This is a genomic window from Peribacillus sp. TH14 (genome assembly GCF_016651145.1).
Classification (GTDB): domain Bacteria; phylum Bacillota; class Bacilli; order Bacillales; family DSM-1321; genus Peribacillus; species Peribacillus butanolivorans.
Map to the genome: position 1 here is coordinate 1,265,482 of NZ_JAEKEK010000001.1, position 21,565 is coordinate 1,287,046.

Annotated in this window: 20 protein-coding genes; 10 read left to right on the forward strand and 10 right to left on the reverse strand. The window is 39.7% G+C overall.

The features are described 5' to 3' along the window. Positions 1-25: 25 nt before the first annotated feature. Genes JFU50_RS06355 through JFU50_RS06365 form a run of 3 tightly spaced genes read right to left on the reverse strand, consistent with a single transcriptional unit; the run spans position 26 to position 2,663 of the window. Positions 26-811, reverse strand: a complete 786-nt coding sequence (locus JFU50_RS06355) for an ABC transporter permease (RefSeq protein ID WP_201182789.1) — start codon at positions 809-811, stop codon at positions 26-28. A gap of 4 nt (positions 812-815) precedes the next feature. After that, a complete protein-coding gene (locus tag JFU50_RS06360; RefSeq protein WP_056522169.1) occupies positions 816-1,607 on the reverse strand; it encodes an ABC transporter permease in 792 nt (263 codons plus the stop codon). A 48-nt stretch (positions 1,608-1,655) separates the two neighbouring features. Further along, on the reverse strand, positions 1,656-2,663 hold the full coding sequence (locus JFU50_RS06365) for an ABC transporter ATP-binding protein (protein ID WP_053344498.1): 1,008 nt from the start codon (positions 2,661-2,663) through the stop codon (positions 1,656-1,658). A 151-nt stretch (positions 2,664-2,814) separates the two neighbouring features. Between JFU50_RS06365 and JFU50_RS06370 the strand changes: the two genes are divergently transcribed. From JFU50_RS06370 to JFU50_RS06385, 4 genes are all read left to right on the forward strand, one after another. Continuing rightward, complete coding sequence (locus JFU50_RS06370) at positions 2,815-3,135, forward strand: hypothetical protein (RefSeq protein WP_201182791.1); 321 nt, start codon at positions 2,815-2,817, stop codon at positions 3,133-3,135. A 144-nt stretch (positions 3,136-3,279) separates the two neighbouring features. Next, entirely contained in the window at positions 3,280-4,569 is a 1,290-nt protein-coding gene (locus JFU50_RS06375; protein ID WP_056522175.1) for a glutamate-1-semialdehyde 2,1-aminomutase, read from the forward strand. Between the two features lie 333 nt (positions 4,570-4,902). Then, positions 4,903-9,375: a glutamate synthase-related protein gene (locus JFU50_RS06380; protein ID WP_201222120.1), complete on the forward strand. Its 4,473-nt coding sequence runs from the start codon at positions 4,903-4,905 to the stop codon at positions 9,373-9,375. 367 nt (positions 9,376-9,742) lie between these two features. Continuing rightward, on the forward strand, positions 9,743-10,834 hold the full coding sequence (locus tag JFU50_RS06385) for an FUSC family protein (protein WP_053344494.1): 1,092 nt from the start codon (positions 9,743-9,745) through the stop codon (positions 10,832-10,834). 59 nt (positions 10,835-10,893) lie between these two features. On the opposite strand, the gene JFU50_RS06390 is transcribed toward JFU50_RS06385, so the two are convergent. Further along, positions 10,894-11,307 (reverse strand): MarR family winged helix-turn-helix transcriptional regulator, encoded by a 414-nt coding sequence (locus tag JFU50_RS06390; protein ID WP_056522183.1) that lies wholly within the window; start codon positions 11,305-11,307, stop codon positions 10,894-10,896. Positions 11,308-11,719: 412 nt separating this feature from the next. On the opposite strand from JFU50_RS06390, the gene JFU50_RS06395 reads away from it, so the two are divergent. From JFU50_RS06395 to JFU50_RS06415, 5 genes are all read left to right on the forward strand, one after another. Beyond that, positions 11,720-12,358 carry an HlyD family efflux transporter periplasmic adaptor subunit gene (locus JFU50_RS06395; protein ID WP_201182799.1) on the forward strand — a complete coding sequence of 213 codons (639 nt, stop codon included), beginning with the start codon at positions 11,720-11,722 and terminating at the stop codon, positions 12,356-12,358. A gap of 54 nt (positions 12,359-12,412) precedes the next feature. Beyond that, positions 12,413-14,017: a DHA2 family efflux MFS transporter permease subunit gene (locus tag JFU50_RS06400; protein ID WP_446728178.1), complete on the forward strand. Its 1,605-nt coding sequence runs from the start codon at positions 12,413-12,415 to the stop codon at positions 14,015-14,017. Between the two features lie 18 nt (positions 14,018-14,035). Further along, positions 14,036-14,566 carry an NAD(P)H-dependent oxidoreductase gene (locus JFU50_RS06405; protein ID WP_053344490.1) on the forward strand — a complete coding sequence of 177 codons (531 nt, stop codon included), beginning with the start codon at positions 14,036-14,038 and terminating at the stop codon, positions 14,564-14,566. A 13-nt stretch (positions 14,567-14,579) separates the two neighbouring features. Beyond that, entirely contained in the window at positions 14,580-14,927 is a 348-nt protein-coding gene (locus JFU50_RS06410; protein WP_201222124.1) for a hypothetical protein, read from the forward strand. Between the two features lie 292 nt (positions 14,928-15,219). Continuing rightward, entirely contained in the window at positions 15,220-16,140 is a 921-nt protein-coding gene (locus JFU50_RS06415; RefSeq protein ID WP_201222126.1) for an EamA family transporter, read from the forward strand. Positions 16,141-16,439: 299 nt separating this feature from the next. Here JFU50_RS06415 and JFU50_RS06420 read toward each other — a convergent pair whose 3' ends face one another. The 5 genes from JFU50_RS06420 to fabL form a co-directional block, all read right to left on the reverse strand. Continuing rightward, positions 16,440-18,185, reverse strand: coding sequence for an ABC transporter ATP-binding protein (locus JFU50_RS06420; RefSeq protein WP_201222128.1), 1,746 nt, complete (start codon positions 18,183-18,185; stop codon positions 16,440-16,442). 422 nt (positions 18,186-18,607) lie between these two features. Continuing rightward, positions 18,608-19,138 carry a nucleoside tri-diphosphate phosphatase gene (ntdP, locus tag JFU50_RS06425; RefSeq protein WP_201182812.1) on the reverse strand — a complete coding sequence of 177 codons (531 nt, stop codon included), beginning with the start codon at positions 19,136-19,138 and terminating at the stop codon, positions 18,608-18,610. A 233-nt stretch (positions 19,139-19,371) separates the two neighbouring features. Then, positions 19,372-19,626, reverse strand: coding sequence for a YgaB family protein (locus JFU50_RS06430; protein ID WP_053344485.1), 255 nt, complete (start codon positions 19,624-19,626; stop codon positions 19,372-19,374). 169 nt (positions 19,627-19,795) lie between these two features. Next, positions 19,796-20,074, reverse strand: a complete 279-nt coding sequence (locus JFU50_RS06435) for a gamma-type small acid-soluble spore protein (protein WP_201182816.1) — start codon at positions 20,072-20,074, stop codon at positions 19,796-19,798. Between the two features lie 82 nt (positions 20,075-20,156). Then, positions 20,157-20,906, reverse strand: a complete 750-nt coding sequence (fabL, locus tag JFU50_RS06440) for an enoyl-[acyl-carrier-protein] reductase FabL (RefSeq protein WP_201182818.1) — start codon at positions 20,904-20,906, stop codon at positions 20,157-20,159. Between the two features lie 60 nt (positions 20,907-20,966). On the opposite strand from fabL, the gene JFU50_RS06445 reads away from it, so the two are divergent. Beyond that, positions 20,967-21,191: a hypothetical protein gene (locus tag JFU50_RS06445; RefSeq protein WP_053344482.1), complete on the forward strand. Its 225-nt coding sequence runs from the start codon at positions 20,967-20,969 to the stop codon at positions 21,189-21,191. Positions 21,192-21,300: 109 nt separating this feature from the next. Here JFU50_RS06445 and JFU50_RS06450 read toward each other — a convergent pair whose 3' ends face one another. Further along, on the reverse strand, positions 21,301-21,564 hold the full coding sequence (locus tag JFU50_RS06450; protein WP_201182820.1) for a hypothetical protein: 264 nt from the start codon (positions 21,562-21,564) through the stop codon (positions 21,301-21,303). Position 21,565 lies beyond the last annotated feature (1 nt).

The following is a 21,565-nucleotide window of genomic DNA, read 5'->3' on the forward strand; positions in this document are numbered from 1 at the left end:
CAGTGTTAATGTTGAAGGGATTTTTTTAGTTTCCGGCCCCTCGGTACCTTTTCACTCCCTGATTCCAAATGAAAACAGATACAGTGAAAAAGACAATCCCGATAACCGGTGTTGCAAATGCATAAACATACCACTCTTCTTTTCTAAGAAAATAAGAGGCTGGATACACGCCGACAAACGCAAATGGCAGCACCCATGTAAGTACAAACCGAATGACCTTGTTATAAATATCAACAGGATAGCGGCCGTAGTTCCCGATATTGTACATCATTGGCATGATTGACGTTTTCGCATCCGACCAGAACCCAATACTTGCAATTGCTACAAAGATGGACGCATAAGCAAGTGCCCCACCGATTGAAAAAATCACAAAGAGAATAGGGTCATACCAGACAAGCTCGAGATTCAATGAAGCACCCGAATAGAAAATAATGATCAGGCCGGTCACAACACCAAATAATGATTCAAGCTCAATTCTTTCCAAAATGACTTGAAACAGACTGTGGATTGGCCTAGTTAATATTCGGTCCATCTCACCTTTAACGATATAGCGATCGTTAAAATCCCAGATATTAAAAAATGAAGAAAAAAGAGCAAATGGTATAAGGAAGAATCCGTATATGAAAATAATTTCTTCACGGCTCCAACCGCTTAAAAATTGCGTATGTCCGAAAACAACTAAGATAAATACCAGATTCACAACCTGATTCAATAGGTCAGAAAGAATTTCCATGAAAAAATCGGCACGGTACTGCAATCTCGTTTTCATATATTGGCTTACATATTGAAAAAACATCGATACATAGAACATCTCATCAACCTCCTTGAATAATCAGCTGTTTTTTTGCGACTATCCATAAAAGCTGAATTGGTATTATGAGAATGATGACCCAAATAAATTGCTGTAATAAGGCCATGCCGATATCGCCTGAGCTATAACCATTTGTGAAAATCATACTTGGTACATAGCTGATCCCTTGAAAGGGCAAATACTTCATTACTTCTTGCGCCCATATTGGGTAAAAACTGATTGGTAGTAACAGCCCGGAAAATAAATCAATGATGACTCTTTTTGCCCGGATCAACCCTGCGTTGTTATATAAGAAAAATGTAGTGATTCCCGTTAATAAGTTAATTTGTGTATTAATGATGAAACTGAACAGCAAGGAAATGCCGAATATTCCCCACGTTGCCGGTTCATGTGGCAATTCGATAGGAAAAATAAAAGCTACCAGCAGCATACCTGGAATGGAAAAGAAGAAGAAACGGAATATTCCCTCTCCCAGTCCTTGCATCGTCTTCATGCCTAAGTAGTTATAAGGTCGAATCATTTCGATGGCAACTTTGCCGTCTTTTATTTCATTAGCAATTTCACGGTCAATATTATTAAAATAAAAAGCACGCGCCATCCAGGCAACCGCTACATAGGTTGTCATCTGCATACTTGAAAGTCCTTCGATGGAGCTTTTATCCCCATATATCGCATTCCATAAGAAATAATAAGCACCAATATTGATGCTATAAATTAAAATACCGGTATAATAATCCGTTCGATACGCAAGCATCATCAAAAAACGCATGCGAATCATAGCAAGATATTTCCCCATGGTCCTCTCCCTTCTTGTCAGACACGTTGTTTCTTAATGGTACGAGAGTCAGACCGTGCCTTCTTCATAAATATTACGAACAATCTCTTCGATAGAGGTTTCATGAATTTTGACGTCCTTAATTTTAAAATGTGATACGACCGCAGAAACAAGCTGTGAAATATGATCGCTTTCCTCTTTCATCATAGCCATGTAAGTTTGATGTTTTTCATCGTATACCCAGTTCGCGGTAAACGGTAGCGGTAAGGATTGCAATTCGTGTAACTCAACTGGCTCAATAAATTGAAAGTGAACCTGTTTTTCCTCCGCCCAATTATCTTTCAAACTCTGCAGTTCCCCATCATAAATAATCTGGCCTTCATCAAGCATGATTACGCGCTCACACAAAGCCTCTATGTCTCCTAAGTCATGGGTAGTCAAAAGGATTGTCGTGTTATATTTTTTATTGATTTCTTTCAAAAACTCGCGAATTTTCATTTTCACGAGCACATCAAGGCCAATCGTCGGCTCATCTAAGAACAGCAGCGGTGGATTGTGAATCAGTGCTGCAGCAAGCTCACAGCGCATCCGCTGACCAAGTGAAAGTTTACGCACCGGTTTGTCGAGCAAAGGGCCGATATCGAGCGTCTTGATCACATGTTCCATATGGTCGTTATATTGTTCATCTGATACTTTGTAGACTTTTTTCAGCAACCGGAAGGATTCTTGGACTGCGATATCCCACCACAGCTGGGAGCGCTGACCAAATACAACCCCGATTGTCTGCGTGAACTTTTCCCGTTCTTTATGTGGATTCATGCCATTTACCGTAATTTCACCCGCTGTTGGCTCTAAAATACCTGTCAGCATTTTAATCGTTGTCGATTTCCCTGCACCATTTTCCCCGATATAAGCTACCATCTCACCCTTTTTTACAGTAAAATTAATATCGTTAACAGCAGGAACAATTTTATAATTTCTTGTAAGTAAATCGCGAAAGGCCCCTTTTAAACCAGATCGGCTTGATACCGACTTAAATTCCTTCCGCAGCTGTTTCACTTGAATTGCATCACTCATTCTATTATTTCCTCCGTAATCTCTTGTCCTAATGAATTAGTTTATCCAACCTCAGCTTTTTAGACAATAAAAATGCCTAGATGCAAAGGACTATTTTCAGGGCAAATTTTGGCGTTGCATGAGATACATATATAAAGGAGACAAGTATGCTATGAATATTAAACAATTATTACTATCCCAAATCGAAAAGGTCGTTATCGATCTTCGATATGATTTCCTTTACGAAGATGAATACGATGAAATATTATGCCAAGTTGTCCAAAGGGATTCCTCCGGATCGATTGAAAACACCCCCTTAAGCTTCCACTTGCATATTAATGAAGAAAAAGGAACCGGCCACCTTATCTTCTACCAAGCCCAAGGTGAAATCAAACGCCAAAGCTTTGACATCGAAAACCCTATCACCATCCTGAACATCCTATCCTTTATAACTGAAGTTTTGGGGTCAGACCCTATTTCCCAAACAAAATAAAATGCGAAGAAGCCTGCTGTTTCTAGGGTTTCAGCGTTTTTATTAGGGGCCAGACCCTATTTCCCAACCTTTCACCCCAGATTTCCAGCCAGAAAAGTGCTATGATTAAGGGGATTATGATTGTATTTTTAGGAGGTTTTTAGATTGGATTTTAGTAATTCAGAGCTTTTACATAAAGAAGCATTGGAGCATATTGTCGGCGGGGTCAACAGCCCTTCTCGTTCTTATAAAGCCGTAGGCGGCGGTTCACCGGTAGCCATGGATCATGCCAAGGGAGCTTACTTCTGGGACGTCGATGGCAACAAGTATATCGATTATCTAGCGGCATACGGGCCGATCATCACTGGCCACGCCCACCCCCATATAACAGAGGCGATTACAAAAGCAGCTGAAACAGGTGTTTTATACGGTACGCCCACTAAACACGAAGTCAAGTTCGCCAAAATGCTGAAAGAAGCGATTCCATCCCTAGATAAAGTCCGCTTCACCAATTCAGGTACTGAATCTGTTATGTCCACCATCCGTGTGGCCCGCGCTTATACTGGACGCGACAAAATCATCAAGTTTGCTGGCTGTTACCATGGTCACTCCGACCTTGTTCTCGTAGCTGCAGGTTCAGGTCCGTCCACGCTTGGAACACCGGACTCTGCTGGTGTTCCGAAAAGTATTGCACAAGAAGTCATCACGGTGCCTTTCAATGATATCGAGCCATTTAAAGAAGCGCTTAACAAATGGGGCAATGAGATTGCTGGTGTCCTAGTCGAGCCGATTGTCGGCAACTTTGGAATCGTCGAGCCAAACCCAGGCTTCTTAGAAGAAGTCATCTCTCTATCTCATGAAGCCGGTTCACTCGTTATTTTTGATGAAGTTATCACCGCTTTCCGTTTTATGTACGGTGGAGCACAGGACCTTTTGGGAATTCAGCCTGACCTGACTGCCCTTGGAAAAATAATCGGTGGAGGCCTTCCAATCGGCGCTTATGGCGGTAAAAAAGAAATCATGGAAACTGTAGCACCGCTCGGACCTGCCTACCAAGCAGGAACGATGGCAGGTAATCCAGCTTCCATGCTTTCTGGGATTGCATGCTTAGAAGTTCTAAAAGAAGAAGGTCTATACGATGAGCTTGATCGCTTAGGAAAAATCCTCGAAGAAGGTATCCTAAAAGCAGCTCGCCAATATAATGTCCCTATCACTACTAATCGCCTTAAAGGGGCTTTAACTATCTACTTCACAACAGAAAAAATTGAAAATTATGAGCAGGCAGAAAACACGGATGGCGAAATGTTCGGTAAGTTTTTCAAGCTTATGCTTCACCAAGGCATCAATTTGGCACCGTCAAAATATGAAGCTTGGTTCTTGACAATAGCTCACACAGATGATGATATCGCTTATACTCTAAAAGCGGTTGAACATGCATTCAAAAACCTAATATAAGAAATAAAAAAGCATAATTATGCAATTTTTATACACCTCCAAGATGCACATCATTCTTGGAGGTTTCTTATTTCCTTTAAATAAATCATTGAAATTGGCCTTTAAATCATTTTTTCATAAAATTGACACTCATCCTCTCATCCAATCTATTGTATAAAAAATTGATTTCTGAATATTTAAATGATATGATATCAATACATTTATATACAATTTCTTTCAATCAATTAATAACTTAAACGTTTGTTTAAGTTTACTAATATTATCCTCGTTAAATCAAATGCTACAGGAGGTGAAAGGCAGAAAATAAGGGAAAACCTTATTCACGCCAAACATATGACTCAACAATGGACACCTGCTTCATTCAAAGAATTTTACAGAGAAGAACATGATGCCTGCGGAATTGTTTCCTGCATTGAAAAAAAGAAAATCCCAACCAACGAAAATATCTTTGCCTGTATCGACGCTTTGGTTAAAATGAACCATCGCTGCGGCTTTATTAATGGTGAAGGAGATGGCGCCGGTATTCATATTGATATTCCTAGGGCTCTCTGGAAAAAGAAGCTTGAAGCGGAAAATATCGATTCCAGCATCGTCGATCAAGATGCCTTCATAGTCGGCCACTTATTTTTAAGCAATAAAACAGAAGCAAATGATTTGAAAATCGAAGTCAAAGAGAAACTCCTTCAACACGGGCTTTCCTTGATCTTCGAAACAGATAAAGCATACCGTTCTGAAGCATTAGGGCCGATTGCCATTCAAGAAGACCCAGTGTTCTGGCAATTTGCCTGTTCATCCACAATCGAAAACCACCAGGAGCTTTCCAATGCTCTTTTTGAACTAACTTCCGACATCGAAAAAAGTGATTTTATCCATGTTGCTTCTCTAAGCCAGTATCATGCGGTCTACAAAGTAATGGGGGCCGGAGATACGCTTCCTGCCTATTACCATGATCTTGCTGACCCTTTAGCCGCTTCCACTATGACCCTAGGACACAATCGTTTTTCAACTAATACTCTATCAAGCTTTTTCAGGGTCCAACCCTTCAGTGTGCTTGGACATAACGGCGAAATCAATACTATTGCCAAATTGCGTGATGAAGCAAAAATGATTGGGGTTCCAATCGCAAAAGACGGGAGTGACTCCCAGGATTTAAACAAAACAATTGAAACATTTATCTGTCGTCATGGCTACTCTTTGTTTGAGGCAATCGATCTTGTTTTCCCTCCAATTATTAATGAAATCAAGGAATATCCTGAACACTTACAAAACTTATATACGTATTTACGAGAAGCATGGGGACATTTTGCACAGGGTCCTGCTGGAATTATCTCTCGTTTTGGCGACGAAGCAGTTTTCTCTGTCGACTCTTTAGGCTTGCGTCCACTTTGGAATATTGAAACGGAAACATCCTATATGTTCACTTCTGAACCAGGTATCATTTCTTCTAATGAATATACAGGAGATCCAAGACCATTGGGTCCAGGGGAAAAAGTCGGCTTGAAATGGAACGGTGATTCTATTGAATTGTACAACTACAAAGATTTCCAGGATAAGGTGTTTGAACTTTTCAATAATCGTTTTGTTCTTTACAATGATCTAGTTCGCTTACAGCCACAGTTTTTTGAAAAAGTGGTCTCCATGACAAACACACAAGCCATTCATAACGGCCAATATAAAGCCTTTGGCTGGGAAAGAGAGCATGTTCAATTAGTCGAACAGATGGCCGAAAAAGGAGCTGAACCTATTCGTTCACTAGGTCACGATGCACCACTGGCCGCCCTCAATCCTCAGCGGACAAATATTGCAGATTTCATTAAGGAAAGTGTCGCCGTTGTAACCAACCCAGCGATCGACCGGGATCGGGAAACCGAGCACTTCTCAACAAGAACCATCATTGGGAATCGACCTTCTTTATTTGAAGCAAAAAAGGCGGGGAAAGTTACGGAGCTTCTAACTCCTTTACTAATTGAAGGATTAACAGGTTATGAATGCTCTTCTATTGTTTCGCAGCCTAGCTACGATCAATTCGTTAAATATAATCAAGATCAAAAACTAGTACATTTTATTTCGAGCACTTTTACAGAGGATGAAAGTATTCCGGATGCATTAACCAGAATTACCGATGAAGCGGTTAACGCAATCGATGAAGGAAAAACTCTGCTCGTTTTGGATGATGCCCTCGCCCATCAAAACGGAAATCTTTGGCTTGATCCACACCTTGTCACTTCAGCAGTCGATCAAGCATTAGTCAATACAGGCAAACGTAGGGATTGTTCCATTCTTTTACGTTCTGCATCACTAAGATCCCTGCATGATATCATTGTTTCTTATGGACTTGGAGCCAACTTAATCAGTCCGTATTTCATGTTCCTATCCTTATCTTCTGATGATCTTAAGGGTGTTACCAATCTATATAACTCATTGACAAAAGGACTCGAGAAAGTTATCTCCACCATCGGCATTCATGAACTACGCGGCTATGGACGACTTTTCTCAAGCATCGGCTTGCATGAGGAAATTGCCAATTATTTAAATATCGCTAACTTCTTTGGTTCAAATGATTTAGACTATAACTTTGATAAAATAAAAGCCGACGCCATACAGCGTGCGGTAGATTACAATAATGAAAAAGAACGGATGGGTAAAACCTTTCATTTATTCCCAAGGATTTGGAAATCGATTGGAGAAGTTGCTTCAACCGGTGACTATGACGCTTATCGCGAAAAAATTACTGAACAAGAAGAGTCCAATCCGACAACGATTCGTCATTTAACATCCTTAAAAGCTTCCGATTCATCTGTCCCATCCGAAGAAGTCAGTCTTTCTATCGGCGAACAGGAGCTGCCATTTGTCATTGCCTCTATGTCCTTTGGATCTCAAAATGAGATAGCTTTCCGGGCGTACGCAGAGGCTGCCGAACGGTTAGGTATGATTAGTATGAATGGTGAGGGTGGAGAAATTAAGGATATGCTGGGCAAGTACCCGAAATCCCGCGGACAGCAGATTGCTTCCGGCCGTTTCGGTGTCAACGCAGAGCTCTTAAACTCTTCTAATCTATTAGAAATTAAAATTGGGCAGGGGGCAAAACCTGGTGAGGGCGGACATCTTCCCGGCTCGAAGGTTACCGCGAAAATTGCGGAAGCCCGGAATGCAACCATTGGTTCTGACTTAATCTCCCCTTCCAATAACCATGATATTTACTCTATTGAAGATTTGGCGCAAATGATTCATGAGTTAAAAACGGCAAACGACAAAGCCAAAGTCGCCGTTAAGGTACCAGTTGTTCCAAACATTGGTACGATTGCAGTCGGTGTCGCCAAAGCTGGCGCCGATATTATCACGCTTTCTGGTTTTGATGGCGGAACAGGTGCAGCTCGGATTCATGCCCTCGAACATGTTGGTCTTCCAGTTGAGATAGGTGTGAAGGCGGCCCATAACGCGCTCCTTGAATCCGGGATTCGTCAAAACATTGAAATTTGGGCTGATGGCGGGTTAAAAAGCTCGATGGATATATTAAAATTGATGTTGCTTGGGGCAAACCGTGTCGGCTTTGGAACCCTTTCGATGATTGCAGTTGGCTGTACAACGTGCCGTGGCTGTCATCTTGATACATGCCATGTTGGAATCGCCACTCAAATCGAATCGGAAGCCCAAGCAAAAGAACATGGGCTACGCCGCTTTGTTCCTCGAAAATTTGATTTAGCGGTTCAAGGATTAACGAATATGTTCACTGCGTTTGCCAAAGAACTTAAAGCACTGACCGGATCTCTTGGTGTGAAGAATCTTCAAGATATTGTTGGTCGCTCTGATTTGCTTCAGCAAGTTAAAGGTCAACAAACACTGGATTTAACATATTTATTAAAAAACCTGGATATAACGCCATTCTCTAATAAAGAAAAAGCGACTTATTTGAACGAGGGTTCCATGCAGGTTGCTGTAGGTGCAGAATACCTGGATTCACATGTGGAAGAACTGCAGCAATCCCGCAGCTATAGCTCGATCACATCCGAGCAGCGTGTACTCGGTAGCCGGGTATCCTGCCACCGGGTCCGAGGCAGACTCGATGGATCATACAAAAAACTTCCTCCTGTTCACCTATCCTATCAGGATGGCTCGATTCCAGGTAATGGACTTGGGGCATACAATACCGAAGGAATCTCGATTAGCGTAAATGGCGGCGCCCAGGATGGAATTGGTAAAACATCGATTGGTGGAAATATCGCCATTTTTAAATCTCCCGGGAAAGATGGAAAGTTTTATAATGGATCAGTCGGTAAAGGCTTCGGATATGGCGCACAGCACGGTCTCCTTATTGCCCAAGGCGATGCCGATGCCAGGGCAGGAATCCGGCTTTCCGGAGCAGATATGATTATTGGCGGACTGCTGAAGCAACCCATTCCAGCAAAGGAAACTGGAAATATTGCGGTAACTTCCAATATTAAGGGATTTGCTTTTGAATATATGACAAATGGAAGAGGATTGGTTCTAGGTGATCCGGGTCCATGGATCTGTGCAGGGATGACCGGCGGTGTCGTTTATTTACGTCAACAACCTGAAGCTGGATTAACGAAAGAAGTTATTCAAAAGCGGGTTGCAAAAGGAGCGAAAATTTCAATTGAGGCGCTTTCTAAAAAAGGTCTTCAAGACGTGACTGAACTTCTTGGAAAATACGTGTCTCTGTTAAAAGATCAAGGCCAAACAGAAGAAGCAACTTCTCTAGAGACTTTGCTTCAACACCCTAGTAAACATTTCCTTCAAGTTGTTCCTGTTAAAGAACAAGCGGATCCAGCTGTATCCACTGAGTAATAAAAAGTTCTCACTTGAAAGATACTTGGCAGCTTAAGTCTTAATATTATCGAAAAAGCTGATGCTCTTTATTTTGAGCATCAGCTTTTTCCAATAGTATTCTTCTATTTACACTGCCTGAAGAGAAAGACATATGAGGTAATTACACGTATGATAAATTGCCTCTATTTTCTTTATACATTAGACTTAAAATTACCCATTGTAACTTTTAGGGAATTCCTGTATATTACTTTTTGTTTACTTCCTCTTATTTTAGTGTAAAGTACTAACAAATAAGTTAGAATACAACTTTAAGCAATAGTCTATATATAACTAGAGCCTTTGTTATAAAAACCTATTACATTACAAAGAAAGGATTAACCTATATATGAAGTTTGGTGCCCGCATTCTCAAAACAGGAATAGCGATTGTTTTAGCTCTTTATCTTTCGGAACTACTTAATCTTCCTGCTCCTGTTCTTTCTGGGATTGCTGCAATTTTTGCAATACAGCCGACCATTTATCGTTCTTATCAAACGGTATTGGAACAAGTACAAGGAAATATAATCGGGGCGTTGGTAGCTGTTTCCTTCGTATTGATATTCGGAAATGACATTTTTATAATCGGCCTAGCCGTGATGGTCGTCATAACCATCAATTTAAAATTAAAAATGGATAAAACAATTGTACTTTCTATCGTGACGGTTATTGCCATTATGGAAAGTCAGCAAGGTGAATTTCTAAACTTTGCCTTTATTCGTCTCTCATCTGTTTTACTGGGGATTGTCTCATCTTTTATCGTCAATCTTGTTTTTCTCCCACCTAAGTATGAAGCAAAGCTTTATACACGCATAACAGATGTGACGGAAGATATTTTAAAATGGATTCGAATTAGCACAAGACATGCTACTGAACACACATTATTGAAAAAAGACATCAGCAGATTAAAAGAAGAGTTACTTGATCTAGAACATATCTATTCCATGTACAAAGAGGAACGTGAATATTTCAAAAAGAACAGTGTTGCTAAAGCCAGGAAGCTAGTTGTATATCGACAAATGATTATCACCACAAAAAAGGCGTTTGAAACTTTGAAGAGAATTCATAAATTCGAGAATGAACTTTATCAAATGCCTGAAGATTTCCAACGGAGTATCTTGCAGCAGCTTGATTCCCTAATTCGTAAGCATGAACAGCTGATATTACTGCATATCGAAAAAATTAAAGCGATTGAGGAAATTGAAGATTGGGATCAGGATTGCTTAAGTCGTAAAGAGCTTCTTGCCCACTTTTTTGAACAGCAAAATCAAGTGGACGAAATGCATGATAACTTGGGCCATCTTTCTGCCCGCCTTGTACCGTTGATTTCAGCCGTCATAGAGTATGACGAACAATTGGAGCATCTTGAAAAGTTGATTGTCAGCTTCCAGTCCTTCCATAAGGATGACAATGAAATCTCTGTCCAATATGAAGAAGATTAATTAAAAAGACGGTTCCTCGGAACCGTCTTTTTTCGTTTTTCTATTTATTGTACTTCTATTCAATCTTCCAAAAGGTGTTGATCTGCTGCCTTTTCAAGCCTATCCAATTTCATTAATAAATCCTGCATCTCATCCTCTGAGAATGTGTTAAAGTTCTTACCCATTAATTGGTTATGCTCCGCAAGGACTTTACCCAAAATTTCTTCCCCGCCCTTTTTTAATTCAAGGTTAATGACTCTGCGGTCCTTTTCTGAAGGCTGCCGTTTCACATAATCCATTTCGACCAATTTATCTACAAAAACAGTAATCGCACTCGGCTTCACCGTCAAAAAGTCAGCCAGTTGAGTTGATTTAATTGATCCTTCTCGCTTTAATATCATCAATATGAAAAATTGAGGCGACGTCAATCCATAAGGCTGAAGATTTTTGACAACGATGTTCCGAAGTTTCTTCCTGATTCGAAAAATCTGCATTTCTACACTATTGGTTACTTCCCATTTAAAATCCAGCCTTCTCACTCCTTATATAGGACAATCCTACCTTAAATTTAAATAAATGATAAAGTATTGTCAAATCTACTCATCTTTTATCCGTAAAGCCGCAGCTCTTCCCCTCAATTTTTCCATTAGGATTTATTTACCATAAGTAACTCCGAATATATTACATGACAAAAATTAAGTAAACTGGTAAACTTTTTATTTGATAATATTAATACTTATAAAAATTAATATTTATTAAACTTAACCAATATGTTATAAACATAGAAGGCAGGTGTTAATTAGGTCACGTCAGTTTTTTATAGAAGGACCTGCAACAAATCGTGTGACAATTTTTTAGAGCAATTCAATTGAATCATTATCAAAAATTCTTGGAGGCGAAAAACACGTGAATAAAGGACGTTTAATTTTAATCAATGTCATTGGATTAGTGGTTATTTTGGCAGTTGTAGGCGGAGGGGCTTATTACTATTATGAAAGCACGAATTTCATCAAAACAGATGAAGCAAAAGTTACAGGAGATTTATATACGATCGTAGCTCCTGCTTCTGGAAAACTAACAGATTGGGACCTAAAAGAAGGCGACATTGTCAGTAAAGACAATAAAGTGGCTAAAGTAGCAACGGTAGAAGGTGACCAAACTGTAAAAACTTCAGCTCCAGGTACAGTTGTTAAAACACAGGTATTAGAGGATCAACTTGTCCAAGCAGGTCAAACTCTTGCACAGACCATTAATATGGAAGAACTATCGATAACAGCTAATATTGAAGAAAATAAACTGAAAAACATTGAAAAGGGTGATAGCGTCGATATTATCATCGATGGAGATCCCGATACGGTTTTCGAGGGTACATTAGAACAAATCGGTTACGCAACCACATCAGTCTTTTCAGTGATGGGTAACCAAAATAGTAGCGGAAACTATACAAAAGTCACTCAAAAGGTTCCAGTTACAATTTCCATTAAGGCTCCTTCTGATAAAGTATTACCAGGCATGAACGCCGAAGTGAAGATATCAACAAAATAATCTTGCCAACTCAGGTTTACAGAAAGGAGGTTGGCTTAAATGGCTCCTCAAACAATCTCAGTAAATGAAAACAAAGGAATGAAACAATATGCTCCCATGTTAATCATCTTAATGCTTGGCTTGTTCATGGTCATCTTGAATCAAACCTTGCTAAGTGTCGCGATGCCGAGAATGATGGCTGAATTTAATGTCGCAGCAACTACGATTCAATGGTTATCCACTGGTTTCATGCTCGTCAATGGGGCATTGATTCCTTTGTCCGCTTTTTTAATTGAGCGTTTTGGCACGCGCGTCTTATTCCTCGCTGCCATGTTTTTATTCACAGTCGGAACTCTTATCTGTGGTATTGCACCAAATTTCCCTGTTATTCTTACCGGCCGGTTAATTCAGGCAGCTGGTGGCGGGATATTACAGCCATTAGTCATGACGATCATCCTTTTTATCTTCCCTCCAGAAATGCGTGGGAAAGGAATGGGAATCTTTGGGCTCGCTATCATGTTTGCCCCTGCCATCGGTCCAACTTTATCTGGTTGGGTCATACAGGAATATAGCTGGAGAGTCATGTTCTATGCAATGGTGCCATTTGGCATAATCATCATGACACTAGCCTTTTTAAATATGCGCAATGTGGCAGAACCCAAGAAAATCAAATTGGATATATTAGGTGCATCCTTATCTCTGATAGGTGTAGCATCCCTACTATACGGTGTCAGTGAAGCAGGTTCAAAAGGCTGGTTAGACGCTATCGTTCTAGGAACCATCATCGTTGGGCTTCTCCTTCTTACCCTATTTGTAGTTCAGCAGCTACAATCGGATACACCGATGCTCGATTTCCGTGTGTTTAAGTACGATATGTTCGTTTTATCAAATATTATTTCAGCTATCGTGACGGTGGCGATGTTTACCGGTATTTTCTTGTTGCCGATTTATTTACAAACGCTAAGGGGATTCACACCTGTTCAATCTGGTTTATTGATGTTACCGGGAGCACTTGTGATGATGGTGATGTCTCCTATTTCGGGAGCTTTATTTGACAAAGTCGGACCTCGTCCATTAGCACTTGTTGGTTTGATTATTACAGCAATCACAACCTTTGAATTCGCAAACCTGACTACAGAGACGACCTATTCGACTTTGGTTATCTTCTATGCCATTCGTTCTCTTGGAATGTCTTTACTGATGATGACAATTATGACAGCTGGGATGAATCAGCTTCCAAAGCATCTGAATACACATGGTACTGCGATGAGCAATACGGTGAAACAAGTAACCGGGGCCATCGGAACAAGCTTTGTTACGACCATTTATACAACTCGTGCTTCTTTTCATGGCATCACTTTAGGAACGGATATGAGTGGTAGTGACCCTGGTTTTGTGCAAAATTTCCAATCAATGGTTCAATCCATCATGAGTTCCATGAATCAAACTAGCGAACAGGCACAGGAAACCGCAATGTCACTGATTTCCACCCAAATCCAGGGTCAAGCAAACGTAATGGGAATCAATGATGCTTTCTTTTGGGCAACAGGCTTTGCAGTTGTCGGCATTGTTCTCTCACTGTTTTTGCGTGACGTACGGAAGGACAAAACATTTAAACAAACTAAACAAGAGAAAATCGATGTACCTTTATTGCCTTCACCAGTAAAAAAATCAGTTTAACCAAATAGGGGGATAAGAATGAAGATCTATGTTATATACGACAGTGAAGGCAACCACACGAAGGCACTTGCCGAAGCAATCGCTCATGGAGCCGCTATGGTTCCTGGAGCTGAAGTTCTAATTGATCATGTAAACGAGGCGGATGTATATAAGCTTCCAGAAATGGACGCCATCATTTGGGGCTGTCCCGGACATTTCGGAACCATCAGTTCGAGTCTGAAAACCTGGATTGATAAACTAGGCTATCTATGGGCGGAAGGTAAACTAATCAATAAAGTCGGGGCTGTATTCTGTACAACGGCTACCTTACATGGCGGGCTGGAGGCTACGATGCTGAACTTGATTACTCCGATGCTTCATCAGGGGATGATCATTGTTGGTTTACCTGGTACTGTTCCTGAAAACGCATTATACGGGTCTTATTATGGTGTGGGAATCAGCTGTCCACCCGGCGTAGATGACAGCATCACCACAAAGGACTTCCAGCTTGGAGAAGCATTAGGAAAACGGGTAGCCCATGTCACCCGATCATTCATAAACGAGCTCTAGGAGGCTTGATTCAATGGGCATAATTCTAATTATTATCGTTGCCATTTTAGCGGTTACGGGTTTAATTACTTTTAATATCAAAGCGTTATCCCCTGATGAGAAGCCGGTCGTTGAGGAAGAGCACTCTTTAGAAGAGCCCGCTTTTTCCCCAGAAATTGACCTTAGTACCGAAATCATTGTCCAAAAGGACAGGGATGAACTGAAAATGAAGGATGATGATTATCGTTTGGTGCTTTCTAATCTTCACAGTCAACAGCACTCAAACGATGATTCATCTGAAGAAAACAATCCAACCGTTCGCAAAATGAAGGATGAAGAATATCGCGGCACGTTAGAGGATATTCAGCAAAATGGCAAATAAAATAAGATCCTCACATTGGCGTTAGACCATGTGGGGATCTTATTTTATAATTCAGAGTATAAGGGAATCTAAAGGGCTGTTGTCGCCTTAAGCTTACCCATCGACGAGTTTACTTTACTTTTTTTTCTGGTTGACAATTATTCACAGAGACTTTAAGCTAAGGTAATGCAACACCATCATTTTTAAACTCAGCTTTTGTTGAGAGACGGAATTTTAAAAGGATTTCCTTTTTTCGTTCGTCACTTGCCCTTTAGGCAGGTGGCGATTTTTATTTTTATAGGGGTGAAAAATTATGCAACTATTGAAGTATTCCATAATGGTTTTAATCGGCTCTATCTCATACGGTACATTATCCACTATGATTAAGTTTGGATTCATGGACGGCCATTCTTCCGGAGAATTAGTCGGAAGTCAATACCTGGTCGGCTGGCTGATTGTCTCTGTTTTATTTCTTTTTTCGTTTAAATATAAAGTTTCATGGAAAAGTGCCGGATTACTTTTATTCACAGGGATGATGTCCACTTTTGTCGGGAAGGCATATGCCGTCTCAGTATCAGAGCTTCCAGCTTCGATAGCCGTGGTATTTTTATTTCAGTTTACCTGGATCGGCGTCCTAATCGAAAGCTTTCTAAATAAAAGACGTCCGGATAAAAATAAACTCATTGCCATTTTCGTTCTATTTATCGGTACGTTATTAGCTGGAGCAATTTTTGGCCAGCCTCTCTCTGCACTTAGTTTTAAAGGAGTATTGTTTGGCCTTTTATCGGCGTTACTTTTTGCTCTTTATATGTATTGTAACTCTCAGTTCGCCGTTGGAGAATCTTCCATGAAGCGGTTGTTTTTCATTGCAACAGGGGCGATGCTGACTGCTGTATTCACTACTAACCCTATCACACTTGTAACAAATCTGGTTCAAACAAACCTATGGTATTATGGTCTACTGCTTGGCACGTTGGGTGTCCTTGTTCCTTTCTTTTTCTTTGCTGTCAGTATGCCGAAAGTTGGTGTCGGGCTTGGCACGATTCTTTGTGCGGCAGAATTGCCCTCCGCGATGGTCGTTTCGGTTATCTTCCTAGATGAACAAGTTACATCCCTGCAGTGGTTCGGAATGTTCTTGATTATTATCGGAATTGCATTACCTGAGGGGATAAAGCATCTCACTAGATTTCTTCCTAATAGTAAAAGGACTTCGCACGAAAAAAGAGTATCCTAATGAATATAGCAGGTTCTTTTAACTGGAAGTATTGCAGGCTAAATTACTTTTTTGTTTTACTTTTCACATTTAAAACAGCTGAAAATTCAACAATAAAGAGCATCGATTACCGATGCTCTTTTAGTATGCAAATTACATCATGAACGACTTTAACAATTTGGGAGCTTTACACTTATTGTGATAGTTTTTAAATAAAAAAGAGACCATTGCACTACTGCGAAATGATCTGCTCTTTTATTTAAAATTCCTTCTGTAGTGAATCCGTAATATATACAAGGATTTCCTATATGCTATTTTTCTTAAGCATCCAATTGTTGAACTTGAAATAGGTTATAGTAATGCGCTTGTTTTTTCATTAGTTCCTCATGTGTTCCGATTTCGGTAATTTCCCCATTATCAATATGAACAATCCGATCGGCATGGGTAATGGTTGATAAGCGGTGTGCTACAATGATCGTGGTCCGTTTTTTCGCTAATATATCAAGCGCTTCTTGGATGTAATGTTCACTCTCTAAATCCAAGGCGGATGTTGCTTCATCCAGAACAAGGATAGGCGGGTTTTTCAAAAATACCCTCGCAATGGCAACCCGTTGCTTTTGCCCCCCGGATAATTTCACGCCCCGCTCACCCACTTTAGTTTCGTAACCGTCTTTTAAAGACGTAATGAAGTCATGAGCATTTGCTGCTTTTGCTGCTGCAAATACTTCTTCATCACTTGCCTCAGGCCGTCCCATTAGGATATTTGCCTTAACTGATTCACTAAATAAGATATTATCCTGAAGCACCATTCCGATTTTATCTCTTAGGCTGCGGACTTGATATTTCCGGATATCCGTTCCATCTAGTAATACGCTTCCCTCTGTTACATCATAGAAACGTGAAATTAAACTAACGATTGAGGATTTCCCTCCGCCACTCATTCCAACAAGTGCAATGGTTTCACCCGGTTTCACATCCAGGTTGATATGTTTTAAAACAGGTGCCTCTTTCTCATCATAAGCAAATGACACATCCTGAAACGTAATTCGGCCTTCTACCTGCTTCAGCTCTTTTGAACCCGGTTCATCATCTATATCATATTTCTCATCCACAAATTCAAAAACCCGGTCCATAGACGCCAATGTTTGTGTCATTGTCGTCGAAGAGTTAACTAATCGTCTGAGAGGATTATAAAGCCTGTCTATGAAACCGACGAAGGCTACCATAGTACCTAGCGTCAACTGCTCATTGATGACTTGATAACCCGCAAAGCCAATCACTAGTAAGGGTGCAATATCTGTAATTGTATTGACGACAGCAAATGACTTAGCATTCCAACTCGTATGTTTCAGTGCCTTATCCAGGAAATTTTTATTCTGCTTCGCAAACAGTTCCTGCTCACGATCTTCAATCGCAAAGCTTTTAATAACCGACATGCCTGAAACACGTTCATGAAGATGACTCTGCACATCCGCCAACGCTTGAGACCTAACCCTTGTATAGGTTCTGAGCTTTCCAAAAAAGTGTTTGATTGAAAAAGCATAAAATGGCAACATAATGATGGATACAATGGTTAGCTTTACGTCCATCGTGAACATAACCACTATCACAATAATAATTGTAGCGATATCTAGCCAGAGATTCATCAAACCGGTGATAACAAAGTTCTTAGTTTGTTCCACATCCGTGATCATCCTTGAGATGACCTCGCCCACTCTTGTGTTGGAATAATATTTAAAGCTTAGTTTTTGTACATGGGTAAATAAATCATTACGGATATCATATAAGATTTTTGTTCCTGTCCATTGAGCAAAATACTGCCGGTAATACTCGATGGGCGGTCTTACCGCTACAAAGATAAAAAGCATGATTCCCATAGCCCATAAAAGGCGTTCGGATTTCATATCAGTAGACAGATCACTATTGATGATGTCATCCACAATATATTTACTAAGCAAGGGAATCAACAGTGGAATCGCGAATTTTAACAGCCCAATCAATACCGTCCCGATAATCTGCCATTTATACGGCTTAACAAATTGTAAATATCTCTTAATGCTCTCCACGGGATTCCTCCATTTCTCCAAATAATTTTGAAGAAGATTTAAGATAGTAATGCTCTAGTATTAGTTTATACTGTATAATATCGAGTAAAAGATTCCAGAAGATACACTTTCAGTTTTATTTTCCTTTTAGAAAATTAAGCTATCATTAGTCTTTCACATATTCACGTTCTCTTCCAAATATTTTATGAATAGTTCCAAAATATTCTTTTCAACAACATATTATTCAGAGGCTTTCTATAAACGGGAATCATTTCAGCATCTCGTAAGTTTAACTTTAAAACCGCAACAGTTAAAGGAATAGGGCTTACTTCTAGAAAAATAAGATGAATAACATGTATAATCTGTCGCATTGATTTGTTAGAGTACTGGGGAATACACAATAGAAAAAAAGCCTGCTAGATAAGCAGCAGGCCTTTTTACTATTATCGATAAGTTAAAAAGCGTTCATACCAACTATCAATAAATTCTGCGGAGAATGGTCCTTTTCGCTGGCGTATCATATAAATTAAATAATCTACGTTCTGTTTTAATATTTGATCGATAGCATCAGGATAATTCATCTCTTTCCGATGCCTTTCATATTCATCCTCATCCAGCAAATTAAACGTCATATCTGGGAATACTTTGATGTCCAGGTCATAATCAATGTATTTCAATGCTCCTGGGTCGCATGTGAACGGAGAACTGATGTTGCAATAGTAATAAACCCCGTCCTCTCTCAACATACCAATAACATTAAACCAATACTTTGAATGAAAATAGCAAATCGCCGGCTCTCTTGTAATCCATGTCCTTCCATCTGATTCCGTCACCATAGTACGGTCATTTGCCGCTATCACCAGATTTTGGGTTCCTTTTAAAACGGTTGTCTCTTCCCAGATACGATGGATATGTCCATTATGTTTATAGCTATGAATTTGGATTTTTCCTCCTTCGGCAGGAACAATCCCCATTTATCTCTCCCTACTTTCTATAGACACCCTTTCAGCGTACTGTGCCCTATTCCGTTTGCAGTTGTTGTGTGTATTTAATATATATACTTTTTTCCATTTACCCTATATTCCTATATTATAGCGATTTATTCATAAATTTAAAACAAAAGTGGCTAATCCCCCAGTGAAAATGTGAAAAAAAGCCAAAAAAATCTGACCTTCCACTCATTTCTACTTAGAAATTAGCCAATTATTTATTGTACTGCAGCCTGTCCTTGCTGAAAATAACGAATGACCTCTTCTGTTTGCCTCTCGAACATATCATGGATACATTTCAATTCTTGCTTCTTAAGTTGAATCTCTTCCTGAATGGTAACTGCTTCACTCTCCTCTTGCAGATCAAGGAGTTGCTTCTCTATATCTTGGCATCTTTCGATTTCAGATTGTAAAAGTAAAAGCTTTTCCATCGTTTTCAACTGATTGTTTATAAGCTGATTAAATTGCTCCATGATTGCACCATCCTAATCTGTATTTTTTCTATAGTATGTATATTCTATTTTTATCTGATATCTCCTTTGACATAAAATGTAAACGTAAAGAAACATTTGTCGAATACAAAAGAAGGGAAAAAAATAAAAAGACACCCTTCAAAAGAAGGATGCCTTTTCGTATCAGCAATTAGCCTTGGCTTTTATTGCTTTGAGATTTTTGGTTTTGTTTTTTCACTTCTTGAACATTTGTCTCACTTGCAAACTCAGTTCCGTATTGACCTTGACCTTGACCTTGGCCTTTATTTTGCTGAGATTGCATGTTTTGTTGTTTCACTTGTTGAACGTTTGTTTCACTTGCAAACTCAGTACCGTATTGGCCTTGACCTTGACCTTGCTGAGATTGCGCATTTTGTTGTCTCACTTGTTGGGCGTTAGTACCTGCTTTTGATTTATTGTTGTTAGCCATTAATATCACCTCCACAAATAATAAGATAACCAATATTATGGAGTGTTATCCGGCTAAAAACATTTAAATTTTACCAGTTATATTAAACAAGCAAAGAGATGCCTCCATCAACAATTAAGGTTTGTCCGCGAATCATACTTGCTCCATCGGAAATTAAGAATAGGATGGTGCTCACCATATCTTCTACCTCAACCATCCGTCCAGCCGGAGTCTGTTCAGCTGCTTCAGCAAGCATTTCATCCCGATTCGGGAAAGATTTTAGCGCATCCGTATCAATCACACCGCCTGAAACGGCATTGACACAAATATTCATTGAAGCCAGTTCAACAGCTAAATATCTTGTCAGTGCTTCAAGCGCCGCTTTCGATACTCCGACAGCTGTGTAATTTTTCAAATAGCGGATGGAACCAAGTGAACTGATACTTACAATTTTACCTCCACCATTTCTTTCCATCAATTTCGCCGCTTCCTGGGCACAGAAAAGGAGGGCTTTTGTATTGATATCCATTGTCCAGTTCCAATGGGTTTCTTCAAGCTCCATTAACGGGCGCTGCACACCTGATGCAGCATTATTGATGAAGATATCCAAACGTCCATAATACGCATCGATTTCCTCAAACATGCTTTTCACTTTCGCAACGTCACCGACATTCGCTTTTACTACAAGGGCTTTACGACCCAATGCTTCAATTTCAGCAGCTACCTCTAATGCTTTTGACTTGCTCCGGGCATAATTAATAACGAGGTCGTATCCTTCCTCTGCAAGTCTTAATGCTGTGCTTCTTCCTAGACCTTTACTGCTTCCTGTAACGAGCGCTACTTTTTGTTCCATTTGTTTATTCATCCTTTCTGAGTAAACACCCATCACTTTAAAAAAGGAGTGTTACTTTTTATGTATGTTGGACGTGATATGACAGAGTTGTCGATGATGAAAAAATCGGATTGGGAAAATAGTGAACTTGCCTATTTTCATCACTCCCTTCAACAAATGGTACCTTATTTAAACCAAGAAGGACAGAGTATCCATACCGAAATCGTCAAAGAAATTGAAAATAGAGGCGGAATTAACAGACAAGAAGCCAATTACACCCATGGAACAGAAACAAGCTACGATTAATTTAACTTTATACAATTGAGCGAAAAAGAAGAGGGTATCTTAGCGGATATCCTCTTTTTGAGTATAAACTATTGAGAGGAACCATTGCTGGCTTTTCATATTTATTGAGCTATCTCTCCGTAAAGATTTTTTTATAGGAAAATATAATAATTCCGCAAATCAGAGCTACACCTACAAGTGATAACAAGTAAACAGAAGGGGAAATAACTTTACCAAAGACTACTTCATTTTGAAGTGTCTCCGCTTGACCCCATGCGTTTTCAATTCCTGGTTTATATTGGCTTGTTTTTATAGATCCGACTATCATCGTACTAACAAAATAAAACACATGAAGAATTATTGAACCAATAAATGCTTGAAAAACTACCTTCATT